General features: G+C 72.5%; 11 protein-coding genes. 8 read left to right on the forward strand and 3 right to left on the reverse strand.

The window, feature by feature from the left end:
• Positions 1 to 229 precede the first annotated feature (229 nt).
• Together ACZ4MU_RS21280 and ACZ4MU_RS21285 are read left to right on the forward strand one after the other, a co-directional pair.
• Positions 230 to 2,053: a thiamine pyrophosphate-requiring protein gene (locus ACZ4MU_RS21280; protein WP_467878799.1), complete on the forward strand. Its 1,824-nt coding sequence runs from the start codon at positions 230 to 232 to the stop codon at positions 2,051 to 2,053.
• A gap of 247 nt (positions 2,054 to 2,300) precedes the next feature.
• Complete coding sequence (locus ACZ4MU_RS21285; RefSeq protein WP_467878802.1) at positions 2,301 to 2,687, forward strand: hypothetical protein; 387 nt, start codon at positions 2,301 to 2,303, stop codon at positions 2,685 to 2,687.
• Positions 2,688 to 2,762: 75 nt separating this feature from the next.
• Here the strand turns inward: ACZ4MU_RS21285 and ACZ4MU_RS21290 are convergent, their stop codons facing one another.
• Together ACZ4MU_RS21290 and ACZ4MU_RS21295 are read right to left on the reverse strand one after the other, a co-directional pair.
• Positions 2,763 to 3,437, reverse strand: a complete 675-nt coding sequence (locus ACZ4MU_RS21290) for an HAD family hydrolase (protein WP_467878805.1) — start codon at positions 3,435 to 3,437, stop codon at positions 2,763 to 2,765.
• Between the two features lie 54 nt (positions 3,438 to 3,491).
• Complete coding sequence (locus ACZ4MU_RS21295) at positions 3,492 to 4,505, reverse strand: SDR family oxidoreductase (protein ID WP_467878808.1); 1,014 nt, start codon at positions 4,503 to 4,505, stop codon at positions 3,492 to 3,494.
• 195 nt (positions 4,506 to 4,700) lie between these two features.
• Here ACZ4MU_RS21295 and ACZ4MU_RS21300 point away from each other — a divergent pair, with 195 nt between their 5' ends.
• The 3 genes from ACZ4MU_RS21300 (at position 4,701) to ACZ4MU_RS21310 (ending at position 8,190) form a co-directional block, all read left to right on the forward strand.
• Positions 4,701 to 4,862 (forward strand): hydrophobic protein, encoded by a 162-nt coding sequence (locus tag ACZ4MU_RS21300; protein WP_406552196.1) that lies wholly within the window; start codon positions 4,701 to 4,703, stop codon positions 4,860 to 4,862.
• A 174-nt stretch (positions 4,863 to 5,036) separates the two neighbouring features.
• A complete protein-coding gene (locus tag ACZ4MU_RS21305) occupies positions 5,037 to 5,393 on the forward strand; it encodes a PRC-barrel domain-containing protein (protein WP_467878811.1) in 357 nt (118 codons plus the stop codon).
• Positions 5,394 to 5,793: 400 nt separating this feature from the next.
• Complete coding sequence (locus ACZ4MU_RS21310) at positions 5,794 to 8,190, forward strand: ATP-binding cassette domain-containing protein (RefSeq protein ID WP_467878814.1); 2,397 nt, start codon at positions 5,794 to 5,796, stop codon at positions 8,188 to 8,190.
• A 70-nt stretch (positions 8,191 to 8,260) separates the two neighbouring features.
• Here ACZ4MU_RS21310 and ACZ4MU_RS21315 read toward each other — a convergent pair whose 3' ends face one another.
• Positions 8,261 to 9,352 (reverse strand): carboxylate-amine ligase, encoded by a 1,092-nt coding sequence (locus ACZ4MU_RS21315; protein WP_467878817.1) that lies wholly within the window; start codon positions 9,350 to 9,352, stop codon positions 8,261 to 8,263.
• A gap of 186 nt (positions 9,353 to 9,538) precedes the next feature.
• On the opposite strand from ACZ4MU_RS21315, the gene ACZ4MU_RS21320 reads away from it, so the two are divergent.
• From ACZ4MU_RS21320 to ACZ4MU_RS21330, 3 genes are read left to right on the forward strand one after another with little or no spacing between them, the layout of a single operon-like run.
• Positions 9,539 to 10,177, forward strand: a complete 639-nt coding sequence (locus ACZ4MU_RS21320; protein ID WP_467878819.1) for a 2Fe-2S iron-sulfur cluster-binding protein — start codon at positions 9,539 to 9,541, stop codon at positions 10,175 to 10,177.
• Complete coding sequence (locus ACZ4MU_RS21325; RefSeq protein WP_467878821.1) at positions 10,174 to 11,160, forward strand: FAD binding domain-containing protein; 987 nt, start codon at positions 10,174 to 10,176, stop codon at positions 11,158 to 11,160. Before ACZ4MU_RS21320 ends, ACZ4MU_RS21325 begins: the two co-directional genes overlap by 4 nt.
• A 22-nt stretch (positions 11,161 to 11,182) precedes the next feature.
• Entirely contained in the window at positions 11,183 to 13,279 is a 2,097-nt protein-coding gene (locus ACZ4MU_RS21330) for a xanthine dehydrogenase family protein molybdopterin-binding subunit (protein WP_467878824.1), read from the forward strand.
• Position 13,280: the final 1 nt, after the last annotated feature.

Here is a 13,280-nt window from a genome sequence, read left to right on the forward strand (position 1 = left end):
GGGCCCACGGCGGCCGGGCCGGTGCCGAGAGGTGTCGACGGAGAGGGTGTGCCATGGGCGCGACCGGCGGGACGGCTCCACGCGACGGTCAACGGCGCGAAGAACGCCCCTTGCCGGAGCGGGCGCTGCGCGACCGGGTGGACGCCGAGGTCCGCCCCGACGCGGGCAGCCGCGCGGCCCACGCCACCGACGGGTCGACTTCCGTTTCTCCACCCCGAAAGGTCATCCCATGTCGATGAAAGTCTCCGACTACGTGCTTCAGCGGCTGCGGCAGTGGGAGGTCGAGCACGTCTTCGCCTACGCGGGCGACGGCATCAACGGCCTGCTCGCCGCGTGGGGCCGGGCCGACGACGAGCCCCGGTTCATCCAGGCGCGGCACGAGGAGATGGCCGCGTTCGAGGCGGTGGGCTACGCCAAGTTCTCCGGGAAGGTGGGGGTGTGCGCGGCCACCTCCGGCCCCGGCGCGATCCACCTGCTCAACGGCCTCTATGACGCCAAGCTCGACCATGTGCCGATCGTGGCGATCGTCGGGCAGACCAACCGCAGCGCCATGGGCGGCTCCTACCAGCAGGAGGTCGACCTGCTGAGTCTGTACAAGGACGTGGCGTCCGAGTACTGCGAGATGGTGACCGTCCCCGAGCAACTGCCCAACGTCATCGACCGGGCCATGCGCACCGCCGCCGCCCGGCGGACCGTGACCGCGGTGATCATCCCGGCGGATGTGCAGGAGCTGGAGTACGAACCGCCCGGCCACGCCTTCAAGATGGTGCCCTCCAGCCTCGGCGCCCCCCGATACGCACCCGTGCCCGTGGACGACGAGATCGCCCGGGCCGCCGAGGTGCTGAACGCGGGCGAGAAGGTGGCCGTGCTGATCGGGCAGGGCGCGCGGGGCGCCCGGGCCGAGATCGAGCAGCTCGCGGACGTGCTCGGCGCCGGCGTCGCCAAGGCGCTCCTCGGCAAGGACGCGCTCCCCGACGACCTGCCGTACGTCACCGGCGCCATCGGTCTGCTGGGCACCCGGCCCTCGTACGAGCTCATGCGGGACTGCGACACCCTGCTCGTGGTGGGATCCAGCTTCCCGTACTCGCAGTTCCTGCCCGAGTTCGGCAAGGCGCGGGCGGTGCAGATCGACATCGACCCGTTCATGGTCGGACTGCGCTATCCGTTCGAGGTCAACCTCGTCGGTGACGCCCGCGAGACGCTGACGCGGCTGCTGCCCCGGCTCAAGCGCAAGAAGCACGACAAGTGGCGCAAGAAGATCGAGAAGGACACCGCCCGGTGGTGGGAGGTGATGGAGCGGCGCGCGGCGGTCGACGCGGACCCGATCAACCCCGAGTACGTGGTGCACTCGCTCGACGCGCTGCTGCCCGACGACGTCATCCTCGCCGCGGACTCCGGCTCGGCCGCCAACTGGTACGCCCGGCACCTGCGGATGCGCGGCACGATGCGCGGTTCGCTCTCCGGCACGCTGGCCACGATGGGGCCCGGTGTCCCGTACGTGATCGGCGCCAAGTTCGCCCATCCGCGCCGCCCGGCCCTCGCGATCGTCGGTGACGGGGCCATGCAGATGAACGGGCTGGCGGAGCTGATCACCGTGGCGAAGTACTGGCAGGAGTGGGAGGACCCGCGCCTGGTCGTCGCCGTGCTCAACAACCAGGATCTCAACCAGGTCACCTGGGAGATGCGGGCCATGTCCGGCGCCCCGCAGTTCCTGCCGTCGCAGCAGCTGCCCGACGTGCCGTACGCGGACTTCGCGCGCTCGATCGGGCTCGACGGCGTACGGGTGGAGAAGCCCGAGGAGGTCGAGGGCGCCTGGCGGCGGGCGCTGGCCGCGGACCGGCCGTGCGTCGTGGAGTTCCTCACCGACCCCGCCGTGCCGCCGATCCCGCCGCACGCCTCGCTGGACCAGATCGAGGCCGCCGTCGCGTCGGTCGCCAAGGGCGACAGTGACCGCGTCGGCATGATCCGGCAGGGGCTGAAGGCGAAGGTGCAGGAGATGCTGCCGGGCGGCAGGCACCGGGAGGACCGGCCCGGCGCGGACGGAGGCTCCTGACCCGATCGGACCGGGTGCCGCACCCGATCGCGCCGGGTGCCGTTGAAGAGGCGGCGACCGGGGAAGGCGGGCAGAGTGGCAGCGGCGGGTTCCGGCGCCCGGGCACGGGCGCCTCGGCCCGCCGGCGCCGGCCGCCGTGATCGGCCCACAGGCCGCGCGCGATGACCGAAGAGGGCCTCGGACGGCCGACGCGGGCCGACAGTGACCGAAGCAGACCCGAAGTGAACGAAGCAGGAGGAGTTCTCCCATGAAGCCCACCGCCGCATCCCAGGCGCCGCCGGAACAGCGCGTAGAGGTGGTGCTCAGCGCGTGTTCGGCCGCCGACGCCGAGACGGTGCTGGGCGCGCTGCGCCGGTACTTCTCGACGGACACCGCCGGAGGCGCGATCCACGGCCCCACGACCCCCGACCCGGCCCGCCCCACCGTGTGGACCGCGACCTTCGACACCTCCCAGGTGCCCGAGGACGTCAGCCCGACCGAGCTGGGCGACAAGGTGACCGTCGACGTCCAGGGCGGCCCCGTCGCGGTCGCCCGCCTCCGCGACGTCCTGCACCGGACCTTCGAGGTGGAGGACGCCGGGACGGCCTCGGGCGACCAGGAAGTGGATCTCCAGCTGACGCTCCGGGGCCGGTAGGAGCCCTCACCACCGACGGCGGACGCGGACGGAGCCCCAGGGGCCCGTCCGCGTCCGCCGTTCCGCTTTCCCCGCTCAGCCGTGTCGTTCGAGCTCCGCCACCGGGCTGTCGTCGAGCGCCGCCAGCAGGTCCGCCGGGTCGCCGTAGACGGCCTGCGCCCCCGACTCCTCCAGGTCGCGCCGCGGGATACCGCCCGCCAGCACCGCCACCGGGCGCACCCCGGCCTTGGCCGCGGCCTTCATGTCCCAGACGGTGTCGCCGACGAACACCGACGAGGCGGCGTCCGCGCCGACCAGCTCCAGTGCCTGGTGAACCGGGTCGGGAGCCGGTTTCCCGGAGTCGACGTCGTCCGCGCTGGCCACTCCGGCGATCACGTCGTCGGCGTCGATGGCCTTGCGCAGGGCGCCCAGTTCGGCGCCGCCCGCCGAGGTGGCGAGGACGACCCGCCAGCCCCGTCGGTCCAGCGCCCGCAGGAGGTCCGCGGCGCCCGCGAGAGGCGCAAGCCGCTCGAAGTAGGTGGCGTACAGGGTGGTGTGGGCCGAACTGAGCTCGGAGTCCTGGTCCTTGTCGCGGTCCTCGCCCAGCAGATGGGCGATCAGGTCCTCCGAGGGCAGTCCGACGGCCCGGTGGATGTCATGGGTCGCCACCCGGTGTCCTGCCTGGCGGAACGCCTCCCACCAGCACACCACGTGCAGGTGGTTGGTGTCGACGAGCGTCCCGTCGACATCGAAGATCGCCGCGCGTGTCATTCCGGCTGCCTTTCGCCTAGCTCTGCCTTGATCCGACCGTACGGGGTGGGGGCCTCAGCCGCCCCCGCGCCGCGCCCTCGCCCACCGCAGCACGGCCGCGCCCGCCACCAGGACGCCCGCCCCGGCCGTGAGCGCGGGGTGGCGCGCCAGGGCCGCCTGGGGCGAGCGGGCGGTCGCGCTGTCGTCGAAGACGCCGTGGGCGCCGTGGTCGTCGCCCGGGCGGTCGTCGAGGGGCCGCCACAGGTTGCCCGGACCGCCGACGGGCGGGAGCGCGTCGGTCTGCTGCGACGAGTAGCCCGTACGGGCCAGATAGCGGTCGAGCACCGCGGGCGCGAACCGGTTGGCCCAGAGCGTGGCGACCGTGGAGGCGCCGACGTAGTACTGCTTGCGGCGCGGGTGGTCCGCCGCGTACGCGATGGTCTCCGCGACGACCTCCGGCTGGTAGATCGGCGGCACCGGCCGCGGGTGCTCGGGCAGCCGGGAGCGCACCCAGGAGAACTGCGGGGTGTTGACCGCCGGGAGCTGCACCACGGTGATGCGCACCTGGCTGCCCCGGTGCAGGAGCTCGGTGCGCACCGACGAGGTGAAGCCGTTGACGGCGTGCTTGGCGCCGCAGTAGGCCGACTGGAGCGGGATGGAGCGCTCGCCGAGGGCGGAGCCGACCTGGACGACGGCGCCCCGGTCGCGCGGGACCATCCGGGCCAGGGCGGCGCGGGTGCCATTGGCGAAGCCCAGGTAGGCCACGTCCGTCACGCGCTGGAACTCCTCGGGGCCGATCTCGGTGAAGGGCGCGAAGACGGAGGTGAAGGCGACGTTCACCCATACGTCGATCGGGCCGAACTCGGCCTCGGCCAGCTCGGCCGCCTTCTCCACCTCCTCGTGGTGGGCGACGTCGGTGGGCACCACCAGCGCGCGGCCCCCGGCCTCCTCCACCTCGGCGGCGGCGGCGTCGAGCCCCGCCCTGCCGCGTGCGAGGAGGACGACGTTGGCGCCGCGCCGCGCGAACCGGCGGGCGGTGGCGCGGCCGACCCCGGCGCTGGCACCGGTGATCACAACGGTCTGCGGCATGATCTCGTCCTGCCTTCTTCCTTCTCGCCCTGTCTGCGGGCCCACGGGTCCCGCGGAGGGGTACCCCGCACAAGCTTTCTCATTCTCTTCGGTCAGGACCGTTTGAACCCCCGAAAAGCGGCCACCGATAAATCGTCTCCCTGAATGTGTGTGCCCCGCCAATGAGGGCACACGAAGAGCTGGAGGTTGATTTCCATGGTCCCGTTGCTCCTCGTTCTCCTGCTGGCCCTGATCCTTTTCGGCGCCGGCTTCGCCATCAAGATCCTGTGGTGGGTCGCGATCGCCGTACTGGTGCTGTGGCTCATCGGCTTCGTCGCCCGTCCCAAGGGCGGATCCGGCCGCTGGTATCGCTGGTAGCAGCCCTTCCACGCGGAAGGTTCCGGCGCGCCCAGAACACCCTGTGTCGGCCGGGAGAAGTTGGGCACCCGGCCCGTCGAAGAGAGCGTCACCGAAGGACGTACGCGGTGACATGACGTACACGGCGACGCTCTTGCGGCGCACGAACGACACGAACGAAAGGAATCACGTTTCATGACGGAGAACATCTGGGGCTACCCGGACACCAGCGGCCACCTCGCCGGCGCGGACCTGCGGGGATGGAGCGTCGAGGCGACCGACGGCAGCATCGGCAAGATCGACAAGCACTCCGACGAAGCCGGTTCCGCGTACATCGTGGTCGACACCGGTGTGTGGATCTTCGGTAAGCACGTGCTGCTGCCCGCCGGAACGGTGACGCAGCTCGACGCGGAGGAGAAGAAGGTCTACGTGAACCGCACGAAGGCCGAGATCAAGGCCGCCCCCGAGTTCGACAGGGAGAAGCATCTCGGCGACGCCGGGTATCACGACCAGGTCGGTGGCTATTACAGCGGTCGTCCGCCGGTAGTCTGACACCGGCTTCAGGACCGTCCAGCGAGACCGAGTCCTGCCTCAGCGGGGCCGCCCGGACCACGAGTCCGGGCGGCCCCGCTGTGTGCGTACGGGAATTCAGCAACTCCTCGCCGCGTGAGCGGATATGACGGATGATTCTCGCGAGACAAAGGATTTCTCCGTCGAAGGGAATGACGCGGATTTCCCTGGAACGGTCCTTGTGCGCGCGGCCAAGTCGAACGCGGAGTACGTGGTGGTGGGAGTCGGGCGCGCACGGGGCGCGAACCGGGGAATACCCCGGGCGTCGGGCCCCCCGCCGTCGTCGAAGAGGGCGACGCCGTCGGCCGGAACTGGTTAGATCGGTCCAGCGCGATCCCGGCGCAGATCGCCGAAGGCGCTCCGGACGGCAGAGGGAGACACGATGGGCACGGCCAGGAGGACGGACACGGGCTCGTCCGGGCCACGGGGCGGCGACAGCCACGACCTGCTCCGCGTGCACGGCGCGCGCGTGAACAATCTCAAGGACGTCAGCGTCGAGATCCCCAAGCGCCGGCTGACGGTGTTCACCGGCGTCTCCGGCTCCGGCAAGAGCTCGCTCGTCTTCGACACGATCGCCGCGGAGTCGCAGCGGCTGATCAACGAGACGTACAGCGCCTTCATCCAGGGCTTCATGCCCACGCTGGCCCGCCCCGAGGTCGACGTCCTCGAAGGACTGACGACCGCGATCGTCGTCGACCAGCAGCGCATCGGCGCCGACCCCCGCTCCACCGTCGGCACCGCCACCGACGCCAACGCGATGCTGCGCATCCTCTTCAGCAGGCTCGGCGCCCCGCACATCGGCCCGCCCAACGCCTACTCCTTCAACGTCCCCTCGGTCCGGGCCAGCGGCTCGATCACGGTCGAACGGGGTGCCGGGAAGACCCAGGCCGTGAAGGCGACCTTCAACCGCACGGGCGGTATGTGCACCCGCTGCGAGGGCCGGGGCTCGGTCTCCGACATCGACCTCACCCAGCTCTACGACGCCTCCAAATCCCTTGCCGAGGGCGCGTTCACCATCCCCGGATGGAAGTCGGACAGCTTCTGGACCGTACGGGTCTACGCCGAGTCGGGCATCCTCGACCCCCACAAGCCGATCGCCCGTTTCACCAAGAAGGAGATGCACGACTTCCTCTACGGGGAGCCGACCAAGGTCAAGGTCGAGGGCGTCAACCTCACCTACGAGGGGCTGATCCCGAAGATCCAGAAGTCGATGCTCTCCAAGGACCGGGAGGCGCTCCAGCCGCACATCCGGGAGTTCGTGGACCGGGCGGTCACCTTCACCACCTGCCCCGAGTGCGAGGGCACCCGGCTGAGCGAGGCGGCCCGCTCCTCGAAGATCGCGGGCATCAGCATCGCCGACGCCTGCGCGATGCAGATCAGCGACCTGGCCGTATGGGTCCGGGGGCTGGACGAGCCCACCGTGGCGCCGCTGCTCGCGAGTCTGCGGCGCACGCTGGACTCGTTCGTGGAGATCGGCCTGGGCTATGTGGCGCTCGAGCGGCCCTCGGGCACGCTCTCCGGCGGCGAGGCGCAGCGCGTCAAGATGATCCGCCACCTCGGCTCCGCGCTCACCGACATCACCTACGTCTTCGACGAGCCCACCACCGGTCTGCACCCCCACGACATCGCCCGGATGAACGACCTGCTGCTGCGGCTGCGCGACAAGGGCAACACGGTGCTGGTGGTGGAGCACAAACCGCAGACCATCGCGATCGCCGACCACGTCGTCGACCTCGGGCCGGGCGCCGGTACGGAAGGCGGCACCGTCTGCTTCGAGGGCACCGTCGAGGGGCTGCGGGCGGGCGACACCGTCACCGGCCGCCACCTCGACGACCGCGCCTCGCTCAAGGAGAAGCCGCGCACACCGAGCGGCACCCTGGAGATCCGTGGCGCGAAGGCGCACAACCTGCGCGATGTCGACGTCGACCTGCCGCTGGGTGTGCTCTGTGTGGTCACCGGTGTGGCGGGCTCCGGCAAGAGCTCCCTGGTGCACGGCTCGATCCCGCCCGGGGCGGGCGTCGTCCCGGTCGACCAGGGACCCATCAAGGGCTCCCGGCGCAGCAACCCGGCCACGTACACCGGGCTGCTGGACCCCATCCGCAAGGCGTTCGCGAAGGCCAACGGCGTCAAGCCCGCGCTGTTCAGCGCCAACTCCGAGGGCGCCTGCCCGGGGTGCAACGGCGCCGGAGTCGTCTACACCGACCTGGCCATGATGGCCGGGGTCGCCACCACCTGCGAGGAGTGCGACGGAAAGCGGTTCGACGCCTCGGTCCTCGCCTACCGCCTGGGCGGGCGCGACATCAGTGAGGTGCTGGCGATGCCGGTGAACGAGGCCGAGGCGTTCTTCGCCGACGGCGAGGCGCGCACCCCGGCGGCGCACAAGGTCCTCACCCGGCTCTCGGACGTCGGGCTCGGCTACCTCACCCTCGGCCAGCCGCTCACCACGCTCTCCGGCGGAGAGCGCCAGCGGCTGAAGCTGGCCACCCATATGGCCGAGAAGGGCGGGGTGTACGTCCTGGACGAGCCGACCACGGGGCTGCACCTGGCCGATGTCGAGCAGTTGCTGGGCCTGCTCGACCGCCTGGTCGACTCCGGCAAGTCCGTCATCGTCGTCGAACACCACCCGGCGGTCATGGCGCACGCCGACTGGATCGTCGACCTGGGCCCGGGCGCCGGTCACGACGGCGGGCGGATCGTCTTCGAGGGCACCCCGGCCGACCTGGTGGCCGCCCGCTCCACCCTGACCGGCGAGTACCTCGCGGCCTACGTGGGCGCGTGAGCCGCACGCACGCCGGCTGCGGTGAAAAGCACGGGGCCCCGAGGGGGCCCGGGGGCTCGGGTCCGGCGGCTCAGACCGTCAGACTCTGGCTCGTGACCAGGTCCATCACCGCCGGAATGCCCCCTTCGGCGAAGGCCCGGTGCTGCCGGTCGGCGCCGGTGCCGCGCCGCAGCAGCCGCTGCATCAGCGAGTTCACCTCCAGCCCGTCGCCCGCCGCCTCCAGGGCGGGGCCGATGTGCCGGGCCAGCCGGCACAGCACCTCGCCGCAGCTGCGCCGCTGCCCGTCGGGGTCGAGGAGGACGCCGTTCAGCCCCTCCCGGGCCGCGCGCCAGGTCGCGGCCTGAAGCAGTTCGAGCGGGCACTCCGGAACCGGGTCGCCGTCCTTGTGCTCGCGGATGGCGGTGGCGACCAGGCCCCGGATGATCCCGGCGAGCATCACCGCCTCGTCCACCCGCACCTGCACGTCCAGACAGCGCACCTCGATGGTGGGGTAGCGCTCGGACAGGCGCGCGTGCCAGTAGAGCTGCCCGCTGTCGCAGGCCGCCCCGGCCGCGATCAGGGCCTCCGCCCGGCTCTCGTAGTCGTCCAGGTCGGCGAAGCGCGGCGGTGGCCCGCTGACGGGCCAGCGGCCGAAGACCAGGGTGCGCCAGCTCGCGAACCCGGTGTCGCCGCCGTGCCACAGGGGCGAGTTGGCCGACATGGCCAGCAGTGTGGGCAGCCAGACCCGGATCCGGTTGAGCACGGCGACGCCGACCTCGCGGTCGGGGACGCCCACATGCACGTGCATCCCGTTGATGAGCTGTTCGTCGACCAGCTGCCGCGCGTTCGTCCGCATCGCCAGATAGCGGGGCCGGGGGGTGACGGGGACGGGTCCCGCGCCGTTGACGGGGGCGGCCCCCACGGCGGCGACCCGGCAGCCCAGCCGCTCGGCCGCGCTCCCCACCAGGTGCCGCAGCCGCACCAGATGGCCGCCCAGCTCCGCCAGGGTCAGGCAGACCGGGGTCGCCACCTCCACCTGAGCCTGGAGCAGCTCCAGCTGCACCTCCGGCTCCCCGACCGCATCCGGCCCGGTCAGCGCCCGTAGCTCTTCCGCATGGGGCAGAGGCCGGCCGGTCACGGGGTCCACCAGCAAATACTCTTCTTCGACCCCAAAGGTGAGCATGACAGGTGGTTACCCGTCCGCGGACCGCGCGAACCGGCATGGGTTTGCGCCACCCGGCCGGTACGGGGCCGGTGTACCGCCGCACGGGCGGCGTTCGGATCAGCCGGACGCGCCCGAGATGCCGGAGCGCGTCGGCTGTACGAGGGTGGAGACTCCGCCGACCCGTCGGACCGAGGAGCCGTGAGGATGGAAGCAAGCGATGGCCCGCGTGACCCCAACCCCCAACCCGGCTCCGGACCGGCCGAGCGCGGAGCCCTGCTCCCGCCGACGCACTCGCGCGTGACCCTGCGCGTGAACGACACCGTCCACGTCCTCGAACTCGACCACCGCACCACGCTGCTGGACCTGCTGCGCGAGCACCTCGCCCTGACCGGCTCGAAGAAGGGCTGCGACCAGGGGCAGTGCGGGGCGTGCACGGTGCTCCTCGACGGCCGGCGGGTCAACAGCTGTCTGCTGCTGGCCGTGGCCCAGGAGGGCCGCGAGGTGGTCACCGTGGAGGGGCTGGCCGCCGCGGCGGGCTCCGACGGTGAGCTGCACCCCCTCCAGCAGGCATTTCTCGACCGCGACGCGCTCCAGTGCGGCTACTGCACCCCGGGCCAGCTCTGCTCGGCCGTGGGCATGCTGGAGGAGGCCAGGTCCGGCCAGCCCTCGGTCGTCACCGACACCGAACGGCCGCCCGGCGACGGCCCGGTGCGGCTGACCGCCGACGAGATCCGGGAGCGCCTGAGCGGCAACCTGTGCCGGTGCGGGGCGTATCCGCACATCGTGGAGGCCGTCCAGGAGGTCGTCGTACGGGACCTGGCGGAACGGGAGGTGACGGCGTGAAACCACTGAACTACGTACGCGCCCGGAGCGTCGAGGAGGCCGCCGCCGCCCACGCGGGCCGCCCCGACGCCAAGTACCTGGGCGGCGGCACCAACCTCGTCGACCTGATGAAGCTCGGCGTGGAACGCCCCGAGGTGCTCATCGACATCACCCGCCTCCCCCTCGACGGGGTGGAGGAGCTGCCCGACGGGGCCCTGCGGATCGGGGCGACCGTACGCAACACGGATCTGGCCGTGCACCCGCTGGTCCGCGAGCGGTATCCGGTGCTCTCGCAGGCGGTGCTCAGTGGTGCCTCGGGGCAGTTGCGCAATGTGGCCACCACGGCCGGAAACCTCCTCCAGCGCACCCGCTGCGCCTACTTCCAGGACCTGGGCAAGCCGTGCAACAAACGGGTGCCGGGCAGCGGCTGCGGCGCCCTGGACGGCGTCAACCGCGACCACGCGGTGCTCGGCCACTCCCCGCACTGCGTCGCCACCCACCCCTCCGACCTCGCCGTCGCGCTCGCGGCCCTGGACGCGGTGGTCGAGATGGCCGGGCCGGGTGGGGGTCGGACGGTCGAGCTGACCGAATTCCACCGGCTGCCCGAGGACACCCCCGACCAGGAGACCGTGATGCGCCCCGGCGAACTCATCACGGGCGTACTGCTGCCTGCCCTGCCCCACGGCACCGTCTCCCGCTACCGCAAGGCGCGCGACCGCGCGTCCTTCGCCTTCGCGCTCGCCTCCGTCGCCGCCGCCGTCACAGTGGAGCGGGGGGTCGTGCGGCACATCGGGGTCGCCTTCGGGGGAGTGGCCCACCGCCCCTGGCGCGCCCGGCGGACGGAGGCCGCGCTGCTGGGTGGCCCGGCCACCGACGACGCGATCGCCCGGGCCGTGGACGCCGAACTCGCCGCCGCCGTCCCGCTGCGGGACAACGCGTACAAGGTGACGCTCGCCCGCGACCTCGCCCGTGAGGTGCTCGGCTCGCTGATCGCCCGGTCCTGAACACCCCGAGAGGAGAGCCGCCGTGGGATCGAGCCTGAGCCCCCTGGGCGCGCCGGTCGAGCGCCGCGAAGGCCGCGCGAAGGTGACCGGCGCCGCCAAGTACGCGACGGAGTACGCGCCGCCCGGACGGGTTTACGCCTGGCCGGTGCCCGCCACCGTCGCGCGCGGCAAGGTCACCTCACTCGACACCTCGGCCGCCCTCGCGCTGCCCGGCGTCCTGGCCGTCCTCACCCCCGAGACCGCGCCCCGGCTCGCCGAGGGGGACGACCCGACGCTGGCCGTGCTCCAGGACGCCCGGGTGCCGCACCACGGCTGGCCGGTGGCGCTGGCCGTCGCCGAGACCCTGGAGACGGCGCGCGAGGCCGCCCGGGCCGTACGGGTCGGTTACGCGAGCGAGCCGCACGACACCACCCTGGCCTGGGACCATCCGGACGCCTACGCGCCCGACGAGGTCAACGGGGGATACCCGGGGGAGCGCAGACAGGGCGATCCGGACGGCGCGTTCGCCGAGGCGGCGGTGCGGGTGGACGTGTCGTACGCGGTCCCTCCGCTGCACAACCACCCCATGGAGCCGCACGGCGCCACCGCGATGTGGCAGGACGACTCCCTCACCGTGTTCGACTCCAGCCAGGGTTCCGACACCGTGCGCCAGGTGCTGGCGCGGCTCTTCTCGCTGCCCGAGGAGCGGGTCAGCGTCGTCAGCGAGCACGTCGGCGGCGGCTTCGGCTCCAAGGGCACGCCCCGCCCCCATGTCGTCCTGGCCGCGCTGGCCGCCCGGCACACCGGCCGCCCTGTCCAACTCACCCTTCCCCGGAGGGAGTTGACGGAACTCGTCGGTCACCGCGCCCCGACCCTGCACCGCCTGCGGCTCGGCGCCCGGCCGGACGGCACCCTCACCTCGCTGATCCACGAGGTGACCACCCACACCTCCCGGGTCAAGGAGTTCGTCGAGCAGGCGGCGGTGCCCGCCCGGGTGATGTACGCCAGCGGGAGCAGCCGCACCGGCCACCGGGCGGTGGCCCTGGACGTGCCCACCCCGTCCTGGATGCGCGCACCGGGTGAAACCCCCGGGATGTACGCCCTGGAGTCGGCCGTCGACGAACTGGCGAGCGCCCTCGGGATGGACCCGGTGGAGCTGAGGGTGTGCAACGAGCCCCCGGCCGAGCCGGACAGCGGGCACCCCTTCAGCAGCCGGCACCTCGTCGAGTGTCTGCGCGAGGGCGCGGCGCGCTTCGGCTGGGCCGAGCGCGACCCCCGGCCCGGCGTGCGCCGTTCGGGGCCGTGGCTGACCGGCACCGGGGTCGCGGCCGCCACCTATCCGGTCCTGATCTCACCGAGCCGCGCGACGGTGACCGCCCACACCGACGGGCTGTACGTCGTACGGATCAACGCCACCGACATCGGCACCGGCGCCCGTACCGTGCTCGCCCAGGTCGCCGCCGAGGCGCTGGGCGTCGGCGTGGACTCGGTCCGTACCGAGATCGGACTCACCGGACTGCCCAGGGCCCCGCTGGCGGGCGGTTCCTCCGGCACGTCGTCCTGGGGCTGGGCCGTGCACGAGGCGTGCCGGGACCTGACCCGGCAGCTGGCGGCCCGCCCCGGCCCGCTGCCGCCCGGCGGGCTGACGGCGTCCGCCGACACCGAGGGCACGGCGGACGCGGAGTCCCCGTACGCGCGGCACGCGTTCGGCGCCCACTTCGCCGAGGCCGCCGTCGACACCGACACCGGCGAGGTACGGGTGCGCAGGCTGCTCGGGGTCTACGCGGCAGGGCGCATCCTCAACGCGCGCACCGCCCGCTCCCAGTTCATCGGCGGCATGGTCATGGGCCTGGGGATGGCGCTCACCGAGGGCGGCAGTGTGGATCCGGCCTCCGGCGCCTTCATCGGCAGCGATCTGGCGGGCTACCACGTGCCCGCCCACGCGGACGTGCCCGCGATCGAGGCGCACTGGATCGACGAGGAGGACCCCCACCTCAACCCGATGGGCAGCAAGGGCATCGGGGAGATCGGGATCGTCGGGACGGCCGCCGCGATCGGCAACGCCGTCCACCACGCCACCGGGATCCGCTTCCGCGAACTGCCGCTCACCCCGGACCGTGTCCACGCCGCCTGCCGCTGAG

The organism is Streptomyces sp. NPDC026377, from assembly GCF_055567715.1.

Coding starts and splice junctions, on each gene's coding strand:
- ACZ4MU_RS21285 (WP_467878802.1), top strand. CDS start 2,301: ATGAAGCCCACCGCCGCATCCCAGGCGCCGCCGGAACAGCGCGTAGAG.
- ACZ4MU_RS21290 (WP_467878805.1), bottom strand. CDS start 3,437: ATGACACGCGCGGCGATCTTCGATGTCGACGGGACGCTCGTCGACACC.
- ACZ4MU_RS21300 (WP_406552196.1), top strand. CDS start 4,701: ATGGTCCCGTTGCTCCTCGTTCTCCTGCTGGCCCTGATCCTTTTCGGC.
- ACZ4MU_RS21310 (WP_467878814.1), top strand. CDS start 5,794: ATGGGCACGGCCAGGAGGACGGACACGGGCTCGTCCGGGCCACGGGGC.
- ACZ4MU_RS21295 (WP_467878808.1), bottom strand. CDS start 4,505: ATGCCGCAGACCGTTGTGATCACCGGTGCCAGCGCCGGGGTCGGCCGC.
- ACZ4MU_RS21305 (WP_467878811.1), top strand. CDS start 5,037: ATGACGGAGAACATCTGGGGCTACCCGGACACCAGCGGCCACCTCGCC.
- ACZ4MU_RS21280 (WP_467878799.1), top strand. CDS start 230: ATGTCGATGAAAGTCTCCGACTACGTGCTTCAGCGGCTGCGGCAGTGG.
- ACZ4MU_RS21320 (WP_467878819.1), top strand. CDS start 9,539: ATGGAAGCAAGCGATGGCCCGCGTGACCCCAACCCCCAACCCGGCTCC.
- ACZ4MU_RS21315 (WP_467878817.1), bottom strand. CDS start 9,352: ATGCTCACCTTTGGGGTCGAAGAAGAGTATTTGCTGGTGGACCCCGTG.